The 17,016-nt window shown below is 67.6% G+C and carries 12 protein-coding genes; 2 read left to right on the forward strand and 10 right to left on the reverse strand.

Annotation, left to right across the window (positions count from 1 at the left end; genetic code table 11):
* Positions 1-6: 6 nt before the first annotated feature.
* Positions 7-1,302: a YcaO-like family protein gene (locus tag ID574_RS42195; RefSeq protein WP_188194660.1), complete on the reverse strand. Its 1,296-nt coding sequence runs from the start codon at positions 1,300-1,302 to the stop codon at positions 7-9.
* A gap of 198 nt (positions 1,303-1,500) precedes the next feature.
* On the opposite strand from ID574_RS42195, the gene ID574_RS60680 reads away from it, so the two are divergent.
* Positions 1,501-1,956, forward strand: coding sequence for a magnesium chelatase subunit ChlI family protein (locus ID574_RS60680; protein ID WP_223167680.1), 456 nt, complete (start codon positions 1,501-1,503; stop codon positions 1,954-1,956).
* A 480-nt stretch (positions 1,957-2,436) separates the two neighbouring features.
* Here ID574_RS60680 and ID574_RS42205 read toward each other — a convergent pair whose 3' ends face one another.
* The 9 genes from ID574_RS42205 to ID574_RS42245 form a co-directional block, all read right to left on the reverse strand.
* On the reverse strand, positions 2,437-3,942 hold the full coding sequence (locus tag ID574_RS42205; protein WP_188194661.1) for an RICIN domain-containing protein: 1,506 nt from the start codon (positions 3,940-3,942) through the stop codon (positions 2,437-2,439).
* 212 nt (positions 3,943-4,154) lie between these two features.
* The gene (locus tag ID574_RS42210) at positions 4,155-5,555 is read right to left on the reverse strand and encodes a family 43 glycosylhydrolase (RefSeq protein ID WP_188194662.1); all 1,401 of its coding nucleotides are present in this window, start codon (positions 5,553-5,555) and stop codon (positions 4,155-4,157) included.
* 179 nt (positions 5,556-5,734) lie between these two features.
* On the reverse strand, positions 5,735-7,258 hold the full coding sequence (locus tag ID574_RS42215; RefSeq protein ID WP_188194663.1) for an RICIN domain-containing protein: 1,524 nt from the start codon (positions 7,256-7,258) through the stop codon (positions 5,735-5,737).
* 93 nt (positions 7,259-7,351) lie between these two features.
* Positions 7,352-8,665: an RICIN domain-containing protein gene (locus tag ID574_RS42220; RefSeq protein WP_188194664.1), complete on the reverse strand. Its 1,314-nt coding sequence runs from the start codon at positions 8,663-8,665 to the stop codon at positions 7,352-7,354.
* A 203-nt stretch (positions 8,666-8,868) separates the two neighbouring features.
* Positions 8,869-11,004 carry a family 43 glycosylhydrolase gene (locus tag ID574_RS42225; RefSeq protein ID WP_223167641.1) on the reverse strand — a complete coding sequence of 712 codons (2,136 nt, stop codon included), beginning with the start codon at positions 11,002-11,004 and terminating at the stop codon, positions 8,869-8,871.
* A gap of 35 nt (positions 11,005-11,039) precedes the next feature.
* A complete protein-coding gene (locus ID574_RS60685) occupies positions 11,040-11,240 on the reverse strand; it encodes a hypothetical protein (protein ID WP_223167642.1) in 201 nt (66 codons plus the stop codon).
* A 184-nt stretch (positions 11,241-11,424) separates the two neighbouring features.
* Positions 11,425-13,665 carry a rhamnogalacturonan lyase family protein gene (locus tag ID574_RS42235; RefSeq protein WP_188194665.1) on the reverse strand — a complete coding sequence of 747 codons (2,241 nt, stop codon included), beginning with the start codon at positions 13,663-13,665 and terminating at the stop codon, positions 11,425-11,427.
* 31 nt (positions 13,666-13,696) lie between these two features.
* Positions 13,697-14,251 carry a discoidin domain-containing protein gene (locus ID574_RS42240; RefSeq protein ID WP_188194666.1) on the reverse strand — a complete coding sequence of 185 codons (555 nt, stop codon included), beginning with the start codon at positions 14,249-14,251 and terminating at the stop codon, positions 13,697-13,699.
* A gap of 116 nt (positions 14,252-14,367) precedes the next feature.
* Positions 14,368-15,462 (reverse strand): glycoside hydrolase family 53 protein, encoded by a 1,095-nt coding sequence (locus ID574_RS42245; RefSeq protein ID WP_188194667.1) that lies wholly within the window; start codon positions 15,460-15,462, stop codon positions 14,368-14,370.
* A 1,050-nt stretch (positions 15,463-16,512) separates the two neighbouring features.
* Here ID574_RS42245 and ID574_RS42250 point away from each other — a divergent pair.
* A complete protein-coding gene (locus ID574_RS42250) occupies positions 16,513-16,878 on the forward strand; it encodes a rhamnogalacturonan endolyase family protein (RefSeq protein ID WP_188194668.1) in 366 nt (121 codons plus the stop codon).
* Positions 16,879-17,016 lie beyond the last annotated feature (138 nt).

Raw genomic sequence — 17,016 nt, forward strand, 5'->3', positions numbered from 1 at the left:
TCAGGATCACGCGAACGGCTGGGGCCAGGGATTGAGGTCAGGCTCGGCGTGAGCTGTGTATCCCATGGCGGTGGGCGCCTCGTACAGCCGCGGCGTCCCCCGGAATTGCGCGGTGCCCACGAAGGACAGCGGCATCAGTGCGGGGACGATGACGCGGACGACCCACATTCCCGCGGCACGCGCCTCCTCGCAGGTCAGATCGACTGCGTACGCCTCCATCCCGAGCGCCTGCAGCCGTTGCAGCAACCACCGCAGGGCCGGTCGGCCATGTGCGACCTCGGGGGCGGCAAGCTCGGACAGCCTGCGCCGGTGGGGCGAGTTCAGCAGGAAGTCGAAGGCGTGCGCCCGTTCGGGGGACGCCATGTACAGGGCGCCGTCGAAGACGTCGTGAAAGGTCTTGGGGTCGGTTCGCTCGGGCTTGCGGTGCCGCAGGGCGATGCGGCACGCCACCGCATCGCGAAGGACCTTCTCGACCGCCGCACGCGGGTCGAGGTCTGTGGCGCACGTCACCAGGGTCCGCGTCGTCGGATGGTGCGGCGCGACCTCCACTGCGTACACGGTGGGCACGCCAAGGTCGGTCGTCGCGTCGAACAGGTGGGTGACGCACTGTTCGGAGCCGGGGAGTTGCTCCGGCACGTCGTCAACCTCCAGCCGGGGCAGCGGCAGCCGCTGCAACCAGGTCAAGGCGATCGCGTCCCGTTCGATCACCTCGCACAGCGCCTTGGCGAGCGCGGTGTGCACGTCGGTGTGGGCCGCGCAACCGGTGGAAATCGGCGCGGTCAGCCGCTCTGCTCGAGAGGCGAGGCGAAGATACAGGTAGACGTAGGGGACCGGGATCCACGTAGGCTTTGCGGTCATCAAGGAAAGGCCCAAGACCCAGCGCATGGGGGCATGCTTGTCCGGCTGGACCAGGGTGCAGGCGGGATCGGCTGCCTCGGCGTCGGAGATCCTTGGCACCTGATCGAGATCGAGCGCCTCCTCCCCCAACTCGGCAGCGGTCGCCCGGATGAACTGGTCCTCGCTGTAGACGGAACTGGAGTAGCGCTCAAGCGCTTCGGCGATGGCCAGCCAGCGCGCCTCCCTCTCATCGGAGGAGACGCCGACACCGTCGATGGACCCGGTCGTGGAGTGTCCGCGCCTGGCCCTGGCCACCGACGGGAGCACCTGGGTGAGGTCACCGACCGTGGCCATGTAGACGGGGAGATGCGGGTCTTCCTCAGGGGCCCGCAGCCGGATGGTCGAACCGACGAGTCCGCCGAGTGGCGACACCATCGCCTCGAGTCGATCAGCCACCATATCCATCAGGTCACCGTAATGCACCCCGTAACAGAAGGCTCCTCAGCGGCTTCGCCACCCGGCCAGCTCATCACGATGCACGGGCCCCAGCTGACGATGGTGTCAGCCGCAGCGTGCATGACCATGGCCTGAACCCGAGATCAGGCCCGGCTCCCACGACTGCCCAGATGCCGGCCACCAGCACCACCGACAAGGTGGTCGTCCATCGAATCCACGCATCAGCAGAAGAGGACGAGAGAAACCGCGCTCTCATTCGGCCTTGGGGAACATCTGCGCACCTGCTATCGCCTCCAGCCCGACGCCCTCGACCCGCTGGAAAACCAGCTCCGCGCCGGAGCGATCACTCCCAGCACCTTGACGTGCCTCATACGCCTGTCCTGGACGCTGGCCGACCTGCGCGCCGCCGCGCGCCCCAGCAGGGACGACACGCAGCGCGCCCTGCATCTCTGGGAAATCTTCATGTCCCGCGAGAGCCTGACCTGGCTGAACCGGAACACCCTGATCGGCTTTACCACCAAGCGCGGCACCGCCTGGCACTCCCGCGCCAGACACCAGGGCGACGAGCCCAACCACTACCCCGGCCCCATCCCTGTCTCCGACGTCAAGCGCCGCCTGTTCGGCTGGGAGCCCGTGAGGGCACCCTTGAGGCGACGTACGTGACCGGTGAGGGCGTCACCCGGTTGACCGATCCCACCCGCAAGACGATCATCCCCGGCCGGCCTGCTCAAGGGCGGCGCGGTGGCATGGGTTCAGATCGAGCTGCCCGACACCTGCACCGTCCCGGAGGGGCGCCGTCGTGGGACCCGGAGGTTGCGGGTGGCCGGGACCGGGGCGAGCAACACCATCTCGGCATAATCACAGTCCGTTGAGGAACTCCATGATCTGGTCGCTGGGTTGGTAGCGGCCCGGGGTTGCGTTGATCGGGGTGGTGCGGGCCAGGGCCGTCCCTTGAGCGCGAGGTCGGCGTGGACGTAGACCTTGGTGGTAGCGACGCTTTCGTGGCCGAGCCTGCCGCTGGTATTGCCGACCGCTTGCTCGTTTCCCGATCCGTCCGGCTCCCCGGCACCGAGCACACAGCACGAGCTCGGCACCGGGGTGTGAGGGCTGTACCGCGGATCCGCGGTCACGTCGAGACGACCGTTAGACGGCCGTGCGCGACCACTGCTGGTTGGTGCCGGTGTTGCACGGATACTGCTTGAGGATCACGCCGTCCGCGGTCGATGCGGCCGGTACGTCCACGCATTTGCCGCTGTGTCGTGCCCGGAGCTGGAAGTAGCTGCCGTTGGCGACCATCTGGAACTGCTGGTTGGTGCCGGTGCCACAGGTGTACTGGATGAGCTCGGCACCGTCGGCGGTTGAAGCGCTCACCACATCGAGGCACTTTCCGCTGTGGCGGCTGATGATGCGCCAGTAGCCGCTGCCGGCGTCCTGGAACTGCCACTGCTGCCACGCGTTGCCGCCGTACGTGTACTGGCCGACGCGCGCACCGTTGTCGGTGTTCGGTTGTTGGACGTCCATGGCCTTGCCGCTGTGGCGCACGTTGATCCTGTAGGTGGTGTCGCCGCCGCCGATGGTGTCGCCCCAGGCATACCGGATCCGGTCAGCGCCGGAGGTGTTGCGGACGGTCAAGTTGAGATCGGTGCCGCTGCCGCTCAGGGCGTACATCGAGTACCAGTCGTAGCCGATGTCGCCCGGCTTGCCGCCGAGGGCGGGCCAGTAGGTGCCGCCCATTTGGTTGTCACGCATGACCTGGGCCATGGCGCGGATGTGGCGCACGAAGTTGTCGGTGCTGTTCGCGTCGCCGTAGTTGAGGCCGGTGGACATCGGCGCGCCGAACTCGGTGGCGACCGCGCGGGAGGCGCAGTTGCCCAGACGCGTCTGAATGTGGCTTCGGAAGGCGTCGTAGGTCATCGCGCTGTAGAAGAAGGCGTAGTGGTGGAAGGACAGCAGCGTCGAGTTGAAGCGGCTGTCGTTGCAGATGTCCCGCAGGTCCTGGCTGTAGCCGGTGCCGCCGATGAGCACCCGGCCGGGCACTGCCGAGGTGTGATAGCTGAGCCAGTTCGCCGCGACGTTGCGCCATTCCGCCGATGTGTAGCCGTGCGGCTCGTTCATCGGTTCGAAGTAGACGTTGCTGTTCGAGCCGTACGTGTTGGTCACGCTGGACCACATCGTGTTCCATGCGGCGAGGTTCGTGATCCTGCCGCCGGAGGCGGCGCCGTCCTCCCAATAGGCGAGGATGACCTTGAATCCACGGGCGGTGGCGGCGTCGATGGCGCCGCGGTAGGCGTTCCACCAGGTCGTGTTGGCCACGGTGTGCGTGTTGATAGGCAGCCGGACGGTGTTGACCCCCATGGTGGCGGCCATGTCGTCGTAGAGGGCGTTGGCCTTGGCGCGTACTGTCGCGTTGCTGTCGGACTGGCTCAGGCCGTGCAGGACGAGCGTGCCGGTGCTGAAGTTGTCACCCAGCACGGCCCAGTTCATGCCTCGGAATTGGCGGGTGGCGGCATCGGCCGGCGGCGCGGAGACGACGAGGCTTGTCACTGCGGTGAGCGCGGTCACCACGAGGGTGATCAGTAACCGGCGCGACGACCGGGTGCTCCGCGACGGTCCTGATGAGTGGCCATCAGACGCCGTGATCAGTGTCATGAAATGTCCAATCACTAGAGCTAAATTCCTGGGTCTAACCTCACTTGCAGACATCATGGTGATGACGCACCTCCGGGCCGCGCGCATCGTGCTGCTCCAACAGCAGGACCGGCGGCTGTGGGACATTGCTACGTACGTAGGGACGGCGGCGGTGACTGAGGCCGGCCGTGTTCGCCGAAGCCTTCGACGCCGTGCTGGTCGATGCCGCAGGCTCAGAGGGTCGGCACGATCGGACGGATCGTTCCGTCTGCGGCGAACTCCATTCGGTCGACGGCCACCTCCCTGTTGGTCCCGTTCCCCGCTGGCACGGCGAACCGGTGGTAGGCGATGTACCACGTGTCGGTGCCGGGCATGCGGACGACCGAATGGTGCCCGGTGCCCTTGATTCCGGCCTCCAGCCGCTTCTGCAGCACCACGCCGCGCTTGGACCACGGTCCCAGCGGGCTCGACCCGGTCGCATACGCCACTCGATAGTCCTCGCTGCGGGTGTCGTTCTCCGACCACATGAGGTAGTAGATCCCGCCGCGTTTGAACACGAAAGGCGCTTCGTTGTAGCCCGGTGGGGTGATCGTCCGTACTTGCGCTGGGTTGAAGGAGGTCATGTCGCCGTTCAGCGGCACGACGCGGGCGACGCCCTGCCCCCAGTAGAGGTATGAGCGGCCGTCGTCGTCGGTGAAGACCATCGGATCGATCGCCTGGCCGGAGTACTGGCCGGCGGCGATGAGCGGCCGTCCGAGCGCGTCCCGGAACGGGCCCGTCGGCGAGTCGGAGACCGCGACGCCTAGCTGCTTGGCGGTGTTTCCGGTGGCGGCGCCGCCGCTGAAGTACAGGTAGTAGCGGCCATTGGTGGCCGCGACCGCCGGGGCCCAGGCCGAGTCGTCTGCCCAGGACACGTCCGGGCCGTGATCCAGGACAACGCCGTGGTCCGTCCAGGTCACCAGGTCGGCGGAGGAAAACGCCTTGTAGTACGTCCCGCGCCAGCTCGCGTAGCCGTCGGTCGTCGCGTACAGGTAGTAGCGGCCGTTGATCGCGGTGATGTGCGGGTCGGCGAACAGGCCGGGGATCACTGGGTTCCGGTTCGTCTTGGGTGCCCACGGCGCGGCGATCCGGAACGAGCTGTCCGCGCGGAAGGTCGCGGTGTCCTGGTAGGGGTCCAGCCAGAGCTCGAAGTCGCGGTGCCTGATCCGCCGGTTCGGATGGTTGTAGGAGGTCAGCGACGTCGATGCGGCGACGGAACCGTCGACGGCGCAGAACGTGGCGTCAGCCCGGAACGTCGCGTCGCCGGTGTTGGCGTCCACACGCAGCCGCCAGTCGCGGTGCCGCAGAAATCGGCCGTCCTTGGTCTGGAATGAGTAGCAGGAGGGCATGGCCAGGCCGTTGACGATGGTGAAGGTCGCGTCGAGCTTGGTTTGGGTCGCGGCGGCCGAGGTGACCGGGTCGATACGGCCGAGCGCGGCGGCGTGCCGGACGTACCGGCCGGGGTAGTTGACCGACTCCAAGGACCGGGCGCCGGTCGGCAGCGTCGCGGCGAGCGCCGGAGCGGCCGTGGTCACTAGGTCAAAGCAGGCCAGAACGAGCGCGGCCGTGGCGGCCGTCCATCTGCTCACCGTCATGCGTGCCTCTTTCCGAGCGCCATCGACGTCAGCGCTATCAGTCTTGGGTGGAGAGTCGATTAATCATCCGGCCAGGTCAGGCGCCGTCATAGGGATCGGCGACCGTGCCGCCGCGCGGGTCGAGCCGTTGACGGGTGATCACACGGGCGGGGCGCTCGGCGTGTCGAGCGGCTGAGTGCTCAGCCCCACCGTTGCAGTAGCCGGTCGTACTCGGCCTGGGTGATCGGCAGGACGGTGCCGTGGCGCGGCCGGCCGGGCATGGTGTAGCCGGAGACGGGTGACCATTGCCGGGTGTTCAGGTCGGTGGTCGTGAACGGTACGTAGCCCCGGCCTCCGTACTCGTCGATGAACATGTACCAGCGCTCGTCGGTGTTCGATTTGAAGACCAACGGACCCTCGCCCTGACTGATCGCGTTGTCCCCGAGGCAGTCTGCGACGAACGAGTAGGTGCGGTTGAGCACGGTCGCCGACTTCTCCGCGAGGATGAACTTGCCGCACGGGGCCTGCGACGAGCTCCGCTCGTCCTTCGTGAAGCGGTAGTAGGTACCGTTGTGCTTGATGAGCGTCGAATCGATCGTCGAGTAGCCCTTGTCGACCCAGACCTGCGCGGCGCTGAAGGTCCGGAAGTCGGATGTCGTGGCGTACATCATCCGGTTGTAGGTGTTGCCGGTGTGATTCGGGTCGCCGGCGGAGTACAGCTTCGACGCCCAGAACACCACGTACTGGCCGAGTCCCTCGTCGTAGTACGCCTCCGGGGCCCACGTGTTGCCGGCCGTGTCCGGTGAGATGCGTGCCAGGCGCGGTGCGCTCCAGTTCACCAGGTCGGCCGACTCCCAGACCACTATGGACTTGCTGCCCGTCCGCTGGACCTGGTCCCAGTTGCCGTTGCCGTACATCCGCAGGTCGGTGGCGATCTGGTAGAACTTGTCGCCCTGCGGGGAACGGATGATGAACGGGTCGCGCACGCCGCCGGTCCCCACGGTCGAGGTCAACACGGGCCGTCCACCGTTGAGCTGGCGCCACCGGGTCGGGTCGTTGCCCTGGCTGAGCGCGAAGTAGACCTGCTCGCCGGCGGAGGTGTTCTCGCCGGTGAAGTACGTGAACAGATAGCCGGCGTACTTCGGGGCCGGTGGCGCGTCGGCCCGGATCAGTTGCCACTGTTGGTTGGCGCCGCCCGTGTCGGTGTACTGGGAGATCCGCGCGCCGTCGGCGGTGGACTGCTCCCAGACGTCGAGGGGCTTGCCGCTGTTGCGGTTGATGAGCTTGACATATCCGCTGTCGGTGTCCACGACTCGGAATTGCTGGTTGGTGCCGCCGTTATCGGTCCACTGGACGACGTTCGCACCGTTCGCCGTGGACGCCGAGGCGACATCCAGCACCTTGCCGCTGTGCCGGGCTCGGAGTTTGTAGTGGCCGCTGCCGGCGTCGACGAACTGGAACTGCTGGCCGGCCTGGTCGGCGCGGGTCCGTTGCTGGACGGCGGCGCCGTCGGCGGTCGATTGGTCGGCGATGGCGACGGCTTTGCCGCTGTGCCGCGACACGATCTGGTAGTACGCCGTCGGGTCGATCACGGCTGCGTTCGCCGGCGGTCCCGTGAGCAGCGCGGCGGCGCAGCTCGCGATCAGTGCGCCGACGAGGACGAATGTGATGCGACGTCTGTGCGGAGGTCGCGGTGAGGTCGGATCGTGGAGAGGCTGTGTCATTGAACCCGTCCAGTGTGATGGCGAAGGGGGATCGGCGCTATGCCGGGGCACCGCCCGCCCCCGTTGCCGAGCGGTGCTCCGTCGGGTCTCGTGTCAGACGCGGCGGCGGGTGAAGCGCTGGTTGGGGTTGCCGTTGTAGGTGTATAGGGTGATGCGGGCGCCGTCGGCGGTGGAGTACTGCCAGACGTCCATGGCCAGGCCGGACTCCCGGTTGACGAGGCTGATCACGTCACCGCCGTGGTCGACCACGCGCCACTGCTGGCCGACGGCACCGGTGCCGGCCTGTTGGACGACGTCCGCGCCGTTCGCGGTGCCCGTGGGCTGGAGGAACAGGCCACTGTGCCGGGCCTTGAGGCGGACGTGGCCGTCGCCCGAGTCCACGAACTCGAACTGCTGGTTGGGGCGGCTGTTGGCGGTGTATTGGATGAGCCGTGCGCCGGCGGCGGTGGAGGCCTCGTTGATGTCGGCGGCCTTGCCGCTGTGCTGGGCCACCAGGGTGTAGGCGGCCGGGCCGCCGGGCGAGTCACCCAGCTGGGCTTCCCACCTGGTGTTGGACCCGGCCGCGTCCGCCGGGAGGCGGTCGCGGGCGGCGGTGTCGCCGTACATGGTCCAGCGGGCCCAGTCGACGACGGTGTTCGGGAAGCGGTTGTCGCTCCAGAAGCTGGTGTGGCTGCCGCCGACGAAGGTGAGGAACGCCTTGGGCCAGGTCATCTCCGTGTACGCCTGCCGGGCCGAGGAGTACGACGTGGTCGAGTCGCGGTCACCGTGGACGAACAGGACCTTGGCCGAGACCGAGGCGGCGGGGTCGCCCATGTCTACGCAGGACTGCGGGTTGGCGGAGATGATCCGGCTGTCGGGCCAGGAGGTCAGCAGGCCGTGGGTGGTCATGCCGCCCAGGGAGTGGCCTGACACTCCGACGCCGATGCCGGTGTTGATGTGCCCGGCCAGCGGTCCGCTCGTGTTGAGGGCGAGGGTCTGGGTGAGGATCTGCGAGACGTCCTTGGAGGTGTTGCCGTTTCTGACGTCGTCGAAGTTGTGGTTGAAGTGCGGGGCGGGGACGATGAAGCCGGCCGCGGCCAGGGCCCGGATGATGAACAGGGAGTTCTGCGGGCTGCTGCCGTAGCCGTGGGTGAAGTTGTAGACGGGGAAGACGCCGTTGGCGGCCGGGGCGTTCGTCACCGGGTTGCCGCCGGGGGTGCCGGTGGCGGGGTAGTAGACGTAGGTGGTGCACGGGCGGCTGCCGCGGGTCCAGTCATGCCGGCGCACGCCGACCGCGAACGGCGTGGTCGGCGCCGTGTCCAGCGGCCCGAGGGCGGCGAGCGCCTGCCCCGCGCCGAGCAGGGACAAGCCGAGGCCTGCTGCTCCAGCTGCGCTCACGCTGAGGAATGTCCGCCGTTGCATGGTCATGGATGACTCCTTGGGTGCGGGGGTGGCTGTAGCGAGGAGTTCGGTTGGGTCCGTTGCCGGAGTTGTCTATGTCGGCCGGGTTCCAGCCGTTGCCCTGTACGGCGTGCTAGGCGGGCCCGCGGCAGGGACCTCGATGGCTCCCGCGTTGTGAGCCCGCACACCGCGGCGCCGCGGACATCCTCCTGACCGCACGTAGTGAGTAGTCAGCCGGCCGTGGCGCCGACGTCGAGGTAGTCGATGTTGGGCAGTCCGGCTGTGGTGGTCGGATCCACTCGGATGGTGTTGCCGCCGGCGTTCAGCGGGACCGTTACGGTCTTGGTGGCCCACGTCGTCCAGACGCCGGTGGATTCGAACGACACCGTCGCCACCGTGGAGGCGGTCTCCGCCTCATACCGCTGCCCCGGCGGCGTGTCCCCGGACGTCCTGACGAGTCCGAGGTCGTCGACGAACAGGTATCCGTTGCCGGAAGCCGCCCGGATCGTGATGGTGGCCGTGCCGGCGGACACCGGGATCTCCGCGAGCTCGCGCCGGGTCCAGCCGCTTGATGCCGGAATGTTGAGCGTGCGGGAGCTACCACCGGCGTCCGTGATCGTCACCTGCGCGGCGCTGAGCGAACCGGTGGTCCTGGCGAACGCGGACAGTCTGTAGACGCCGGCCGGCACAGTGATCTGTTGCCGCACGCCACCCGCGTAGGACTGCGTGGCCCCGATCCGCAGCGCGAAGCGAGACCCGTTCGCGCCGCCGTCGACGTTGGTCACGAGGGATGTCGGCCCCGACTCGCGGAAGTTGGTCCATCCCTGAACTTGGGAGACGATGATCCGGTCGGCCTGGAAATTGGGGTTGAGAGCGTAGTTGTTGGCCGGCCCGACACGCCACTCTCCGGTCGTGGCGTTGAACTGCCATTGGCTCACGGAGTGGAACTGGGGCCGGGCGCCAGTCTTGGTCACCGGCATCCACTGGTTGTAGCCGATGCCGTTCCAGGCGAAGTCGGCCCAGCGGTCGCCGGCGTAAATGACGGTGTTCTGCTTGGTTCCCTTGACGGTCACGAAGAATCCGGTCTGGGTCACGTGGCTGTAGTCCATCTCGGTGCCGGCGAGGGTGTACTCACCGGTGTAGGCCCCCTGGATGTTGCTGGTGGTCGACTCGATGACATGGGTGACCGAGGTGTTCCAGCCATGCAGGTCAGAGGCCGCGTGGTAGTACTTGCCGTCGAGCTTGAACATGGCGTTGCCCTCGCGCCCGGCGGAGTTGTAGCCGATCTGCACGGCGGGCTCCACCCGCAGCGAGTCGGACTCTCTCAGCTTGGCGACAAAGGCACGAGAGCGCCCTTCCCGGTTGGAGAAGATCAGGTAGTCCTTCCCGTCCTCGTCGGTGAAGACGGTCTGATCTCCGGTGCCCGTCGTCGGAGAGTTGACCACCTGGGTCTGGAAGTAGGCGTAGTCGAAGGTGTCGGTGGGAGAGTCGCCCCGGAGGAACAGAACCCCGTCGCCACCCATCGCCGGCAGATACGCCTGCACGACCAGCACGTACTTGCCGGTGTTCTCGTTGTACGAGACCCCAAGACGTCCAACCCAGCCCGCCTGGCCGAGGGTGGCTCCGCTGGCGAGGCTCGTGGAGCGCGTGGCGACACGGTTCTCGAATTTCCAGTTCACCAGATCCTTCGACGAGTACACGGGGATCGAGACGAACGTGACGTCGCCGTCGTACTTTCTCGTCGGATTGGCCCGATAGAGTTCGGCGCCCGTGTAGTGCACGCCGTACCAGTAGTAGGTGTCGCCGAACTTGAAGACACCGCCGCCTTGCGAATAGATGGGGTTGCCGCTCGTGTCGTTCCAGAAGACATCGTTCGTGATGGTCTGGAACGTCCCCTCGTCGGCAGCCACCAGGTTGCCCGCGGCGGTCGTCAGCGCCGTCTTCGCGGCGGCGACTTCCGACGCGGTTGCCGAGGCGTCGGCGGCGACGCCGTCCGCGTTGGCCAACGCCTTGGCGAAGGGCACCCAGGAGTCGCTCGTGTACTTGCCGGCGGGGCGGGTTTTGTAGTCCGCGACCAAACTCTTCAGGCCACGAACCATGACCAGACCATCAGCGGCCCTCTGGAGTTTCTCGCGGGTGGTGGCGTCGTCGCCTCCTCGTTGGGTGAGCGAGTCCCTGGCCGAGGAGAAGGCCGCCCACGAGCTGGCGGTGTAGTCCGCGGCAGAGTAGCGGGAGACGTTGTCGTAGAGACCGGCCAGGGGTTCAGCCGCCGCGGCCATACCACCGGGTGCCGCCACCGACATGAACAGCAATGCCGCGGCGACCATCCCTCCCCGCTCCAGCGTTTTACGCAGGGTACCGATCATGGTGCTGCCCTTCGTTCATCGTGGCGCCGGCGCTCTCACCCGCTGACGTCGAGGTGTCGACGTTGGGCGGTCCGGTCGCAGTGGTCGGGTCCCATCGAATGGCCAAGAGAAATAGCTGAGGTATCGGCCGCCTCGCAGTGGGTGTGGTCGTCGGCGAAGAACGCGCCGACGGGGCCGGAGGTGTAGTCGCCGTTGAACGGGCAGAAGCTCAGGCCGTCGTAGAGGGTGTAGCTCACTTTGTGGAGGTCGATGACCGGGGCGCCGGTGGCCCTGCCGGCGTCGGAGGTCTCGGTCAGGAATCCCGATCGGGCGTCTCCGTGCTTCCGCCCGGCTGGCTACCGGGACCGCACGGCCACGAACCGAAGGCGGTCGTATCGGTCCCCGGCGCCGGAGGGGCCGGGGAGCCGGTCAGCTATGTGTTCAGCGGACGTAGATGTCGGGTTGCGGTGGGGTGCTCATGCCGTTGCCGAGGAAGAAGCTCGGGTGCGGGGGCTGGTTGTAGGCGGTGTTCTGCCAGGCGATGGCGACCCGGTACTGGGCGTCGTGCATCAGCGTGTGGATCCGCCGGTCGGTCTGGCTGGTGGTGGCGTAGATGCGCAGCGCGGCGTTGTCGTCGCGGGGCAGGATGATCTCCTCGCGCCAGTCGCCGAACAGGTCGCCGGACAGGGACGGCGTGGCCTTGGTGCCGTTGATCGAGTGCGCTCCGGAGGCGGTGAGCAGGCGGGTGTCGCCGCCGGTGCCGTATTTGTCGACGTGGTTGCCGTCCAGCAGCTCGCGCACCGGGTCGCCGTCCCACCAGGCCAGGAAGTTGTAGCTGCTGGGGTTGCGCCCGACGCTGCCGCCGGAGGCGTTGAAGAGGCTGCCGAGGCCGGTGCCGGACCCCCAGAACTCGCCGCCGGCGTTGCCGGCGTGGATGTCGCCGGCCACGCCGCGCGCCGGGCCCTCGCAGTTGCAGGTGTTGTTCTTCTGCATGATGATCGAGCCGTTGCCGGCGTCGCGCAGCGTGGCGGAGGCGCCGGAGCTCTGCTCGTGGATCATCCAGATCTCCTTGCCGGCACGGCCGGGCACGAAGTCTCCGACGTGCAGGGCGTCGCCGTGGGCGTAAAAGCTCGTGGTGTAGCGGCCGGTGCCGTTGGCATTGATGGTCATGCCGCCGTAGATCACTTCGTCGGTGCCGTCGCCGTCGACGTCGGCGATGGACAGCGAGTGCGCGCCGCGGCCGGTCCACTGGTTGCCGGCGCTGCTGGAGTCGAACTTCCAGCGCCGGGTGAGCTGGCCGTCGCGGAAGTCCCAGGCGGCGATCGCGCTCTTGGCGTAGTAGCCGCGGCCCATGATGAGGCTGGGGCGCTGGCCGTCCAGGTAGGCGGTTCCGGCCAGGAAGCGGTCGCCGCGGTTGCCGTAGTTGTCGCCCCAGTCGTTGATGTTGCCGCGGGCAGGCTCGAAGTTCACCGTGGACATAGCCGCGCCGGTGAGCCCGTTGAACATGGTCAGGTACTCGGGACCGGTGATGATGTAGCCGGAGGAGTTGCGGTGCAGGGCGCTGCCGTTGCCGATCACCTGCCCAGTGCCTGAGACGGTGCCGTCACCGGTCTTGACCGCGAGCTCGGCCCGGCCGTCGCCGTCGTAGTCGTAGACCTGGAACTGGGTGTAGTGCGCGCCGGCCCGGATGTTGCGGCCCAGGTCGATGCGCCACAGCCGCTGGCCGTTCAGCCGGTAGGCGTCGATGTAGACGTTGCTGGTGATGCCGGACTGGGAGTTGTCCTTCTGGTCGTTGGGGTCCCACTTGAGGAAGATCTCGTACTGGCCGTCGCCGTCGGCGTCGCCGACGCTTGCGTCTCCGGCGGTGTAGGTGCTTCCCGGCCGGGAGATCGGCACGTCCAGGTAGTTGCCGCCGGTGAAGCGCAACGACGGCTCGGACGCGCCCTGCTCCTCCCCGTTCACGACCGCGCGGACGGTGTAGGAGGCGTCGGCCGGCGCGCCGTTGTCCAGGTAGTTGGTGGCGCCGGTGAGAGGTGAGGCGTTCAGCTTGGTCGAGCCCCGGTAGAGGTTGAAGCCGGTGCTCATGCTCTCGGTGCCCAGCAGCCTCCAGGACACCAGGTTGCCGCTGCCCGAGCGCACGCTGATCAGGCCGCGGTTGAGATCCTCCATCTGGCGGCCGGTCGGGTTCGGGTTCGGGCCGCCCTGGTCGGTCTCGAGGTAGTCGAGGTTGGCCAGGCCGTCGGCTGTGGTCGGGCTCAATCGGATGATGTTGTCGCCCGCGTTCAGCGATACGGTCAGCGTCTTGGTGACCCACGTCGTCCAGGCGCCGGTGGGGTCGAACGCGCTGGCCGCGTGCGCGACCGCGCCGTTGACCAGCACGTCGGCGGGACGGTTGGCGGTGGCGCCGTTGGCGTAGCGGACGGCGATGGTGGCCGTGCCGGCCGCGGACGCGGTCACCGTGAACTGCGCCGCCGCCCCGGCGGCGTTGGTGCCGTTGCAGAATCCGCTGCCGGAGAAGCCGGCGTGGTTGGACTCGATGACGCCGTCGCACGTGGCCGGTGCGCTCTCCGCCTCGTAGCGGGTCGCCGCGGAGGCTTCCGCGGCCATGACGAGGCCTGCGGCGGCCATCGTCAACGCGACGCCGGCGGACAACAGCGCGGTGCGTGGTCTACGTAAGGACATGAGGGAACTCCAACAGGTAGGTCGGGGGTGGTTATCGCAGGTACGGCACCGGCGACAGGTTCATCTCGCGCATGCGCCGCAGGACGAGCTTGGCCATCTCGTTCGCTCCGTAGGAGGAGAAGTGCGTGTTGTCGGTCACCCCGTCGGTCGCCTGCGTCAGGTAGAGCGCGGCCGAGCCGTTCGGGCCGAGCCCCTCCACCAGCGCCTCGCTCGCAGCGGTCAGGTCGACGGGATCGGGCTGGCCCCGGCGAGCGGGCCGTTGGGTGCGGGCGAACTCCCACCGCACCTCGGAGCCACTCAGCGTCGCCGCCCTTCCGAGGTCGACCTGCCACCGGCGGCCGGTCCTGCCGTCGGCGGCGCACCAGCCGGTGGCGGTGTCGCCGTCGTTGGCCAGGGACGGTCCGCGACCGGACTGGCTGGAGTCGGCACTCGCGGCCTTGCCCAGCGCCAGATCCGTCACCGCCCCGGCCGGCGTCGCGAGCGGTACGGCCAGCAGGCCGACTAGGAGGGTGAGGAAGGCGAGAACGACGAGCCTCGAAGAGCCCGACAGGTCGGGCACGCGGCCGGCTGACCGAGAGGAACCCATGGTGATTCCGCGCTTTCTCGTGAAGGTCTGCAGTGGCACCCTGGTGTCCCAGGTGCAACGGGCCCTGGCCTGCCAGGAGCGGGCGGGGTGCTCGGCAGGCACGGTTGCCCTCGGGCTTACGGCGTCCACCTGACGTGGGGATTGAGGTGGCCGCTCCAGTTGAAGACGGCCATGTTGTCCCACTCGTTACCGCTGCTTGCGATATTCGCCGGGTCCCAGCCGTTGCCGGGCACCGCGTACCAGGTCGGCTCCCAGTAGAAGACCCCGATCGCACCGGCGTTACGCGCTGTGCTTTGCACCGCCGCGAACTGCGCGCCCTGCCCCTGCCAGGTCATCCGGTACCCCGAGCAGCCCGAGGTGACCACGTTGCGGGTGGAGTCGGCGTTGTCGGCGGTGAAGGGGTAGGCGGTCTCGGCGATGACCACGTCCTTGCCGTACCGGGCCCGCATGTCGGCGATGACCGTGGAGAGGTTGGACGTCGTGCCGTGCCACATGCAGTAGTACGACAGGGCGGTGATGTCCCAGGACACGCCCTTGGCCTGGATCCCGTCGTAGAACCTGCGGGCAGAGGACAGGCTCTCCGCCAATGCCGTGTGGATGATCACACGCGTATCGGGGTTGCACGCCTTGGTCGCGTTGTAACCGGCCTTGAGCAGGAGGCTCAGGTTCGTGAAGTCGTTGTTGGTCACCCTGCCGTCGTTCCACAGCATGCCGGTGTTGATCTCGTTGCCGATCTGGACGCTGTCCGGGACGGTGCCCTGTGCCTTGAGGCTGGTGCAGACGTCGTAGGTGTAGTTGTAGACGTCGGTCTGCAGCTGGCTGATGCCGTGGCCGGCCCAGGCGGCCGGCTTGTACTGCTTGCCGGGGTCGGCCCAGGTGTCGGAGTAGTGGAAGTCGACCATCAGCTTCAGCCCTTTGGCCTTGACCGCCCTGGCCTGCTGCAGCACCTTGGCCTTGTTGTTGTAGCCGCTGATCGGGTTGTTCCAGATCCGCAGGCGGGCGTAGTTGACGCCGACCTCCTTGAGGATGTCCAGCGGATCTCGCTGCACGCCACCGGCGTCGTAGTACTTCGCGCCCAGATCCAGCGCTCGTTGCAAGGAGGAGACGTCTGCGCCGAGCATGCTGAGCGAAGCGGCGGCGGCGTGGGCCGGTTGCCCGGCGGGGACAGTCGCGGCGGCGCATAACGCCAACGCCACCAGGATCCTTTTCATGGGTCCTCCGGCGGTCGGAACAGGGATCGAAAAGCAGGGATCACCCCAGCACGCGCCCATGTAGATGGCGTGGCCGACCGCGCACGGCCGGCGGTGTCGCCGGCTGCGGACACGGTGGACCGGCCCAGTGGCGCCCACGTCCTGGGACGCGGGTGGGCGGACAGTTCACATGAGCGGGCTGGTGTCGACGGTCGCAGTTAGGCGGATGTCGTTTCACCGCATGTTTCTGCGGCAGCGGGCGATGGCGGGGATCGGGCGCGAAGTCGCGAGTGGGGTGGGGGATGCGACCACATGTCCTCCTCACAGACTGGATGAGGCTCTGTGAACGTGCACAGTAATGCAGAGCATGGCGTACTGAAAGGGCCTGTTTGAAATCCGAGGTAAGGGCGCTGTCAGCAAGCAGGCCACTGCAATCGTCGGCGAAAAGGCCATCTTCCTCTCTGTGTACGTTCCCAGAGGCTGCGATCTCCGGAGTGTGGACGTGAAAGTTTCATGCGCCCCCTCCACCGGGCGCATGTAGAAGCCGGCCGACCGCGCGGGCGTGGCACAGCCAACCGGATGACGTCAGGAGTCTTGTCGGGGACGATCGGTGCTCTGTTGTGACCGGTTCGGCCGGCCATGCCGCTGGAGTCCGCTGCGGCGGCCGTCGACCGTCCCGGCAACCCCATCCCGCCACGTCGGCGGCGAGCCGCTTGCTCGGAAACCGCATGCTCACAGCCGCCTCACCATGCGGACTGCCTGCTGAAGACCGCCACCGCGCCTGCTCGTTCGCCACGCCATCTCTTGCCCTTTTGGGGGAAGAGCCGTCGATGTCGGGCTCGGGTCGAAACGCAAGGCGGCGCCAATGTTTGGTGCAGCAGAGAGTCCCCGTCGCGGAAGCCGTCCACGTCGACAGAGCACTTGTGCCGCGAAGGACGGGGTGCCGAGTCGAAGACGCCGGAGAGCATCTCGAGGGCTGAGAGAAACGGATGCCTTGACGAGTTGATGTCAACGCTCCTACGCTTGCGCCGTTATATCGATTTAACTGCTCCGACCCCCCTAGGAGCTCCCATGCGCCCCACTCGATCAGCCCTCACGATCGAGGCCGCCCTCGTGTGTGCGCGTGCTCCCGGCCACGCCTGCCGACGGCCGGACCATGCACGGGATGGAACGCCTCGGTCCTGTTCGGCCGCCACGACGACACCTGGTGGCATATCTCTGAGCTGGCCTTTCCCGGGTATCAAGGTGACCGGAGCCGGAACGGGCGGCAGAGTGGGTGCCGGCTTCAGCGTCTACCGCGAGGGCCGGCCGATCGCCATGGTCACAGACGGCACCAACTACCTGGAGCCCGCTGGCACGCCTGCCTTCACGTACGCCATCGCCCCGATCGCGAGGGGCAAGGAGGGCGGAAGCCCTCCTGTCCGCGCTTTGGAATGAATCGTTTCATGCCGTCCAGCTCCTGTGCTCGCTGATGGCTGTGGCCTGGCTCGGCCCGTTGGGGCACGCCCCTCCGCCCGGGTATCTCGCGAGGTTCCCGTTTTCTGTGAACGTGCACAGAAAAAATCTCGTGAATTT

It is taken from the genome of Nonomuraea sp. SYSU D8015 (assembly GCF_008065375.1).
Classification (GTDB): domain Bacteria; phylum Actinomycetota; class Actinomycetes; order Streptosporangiales; family Streptosporangiaceae; genus Nonomuraea.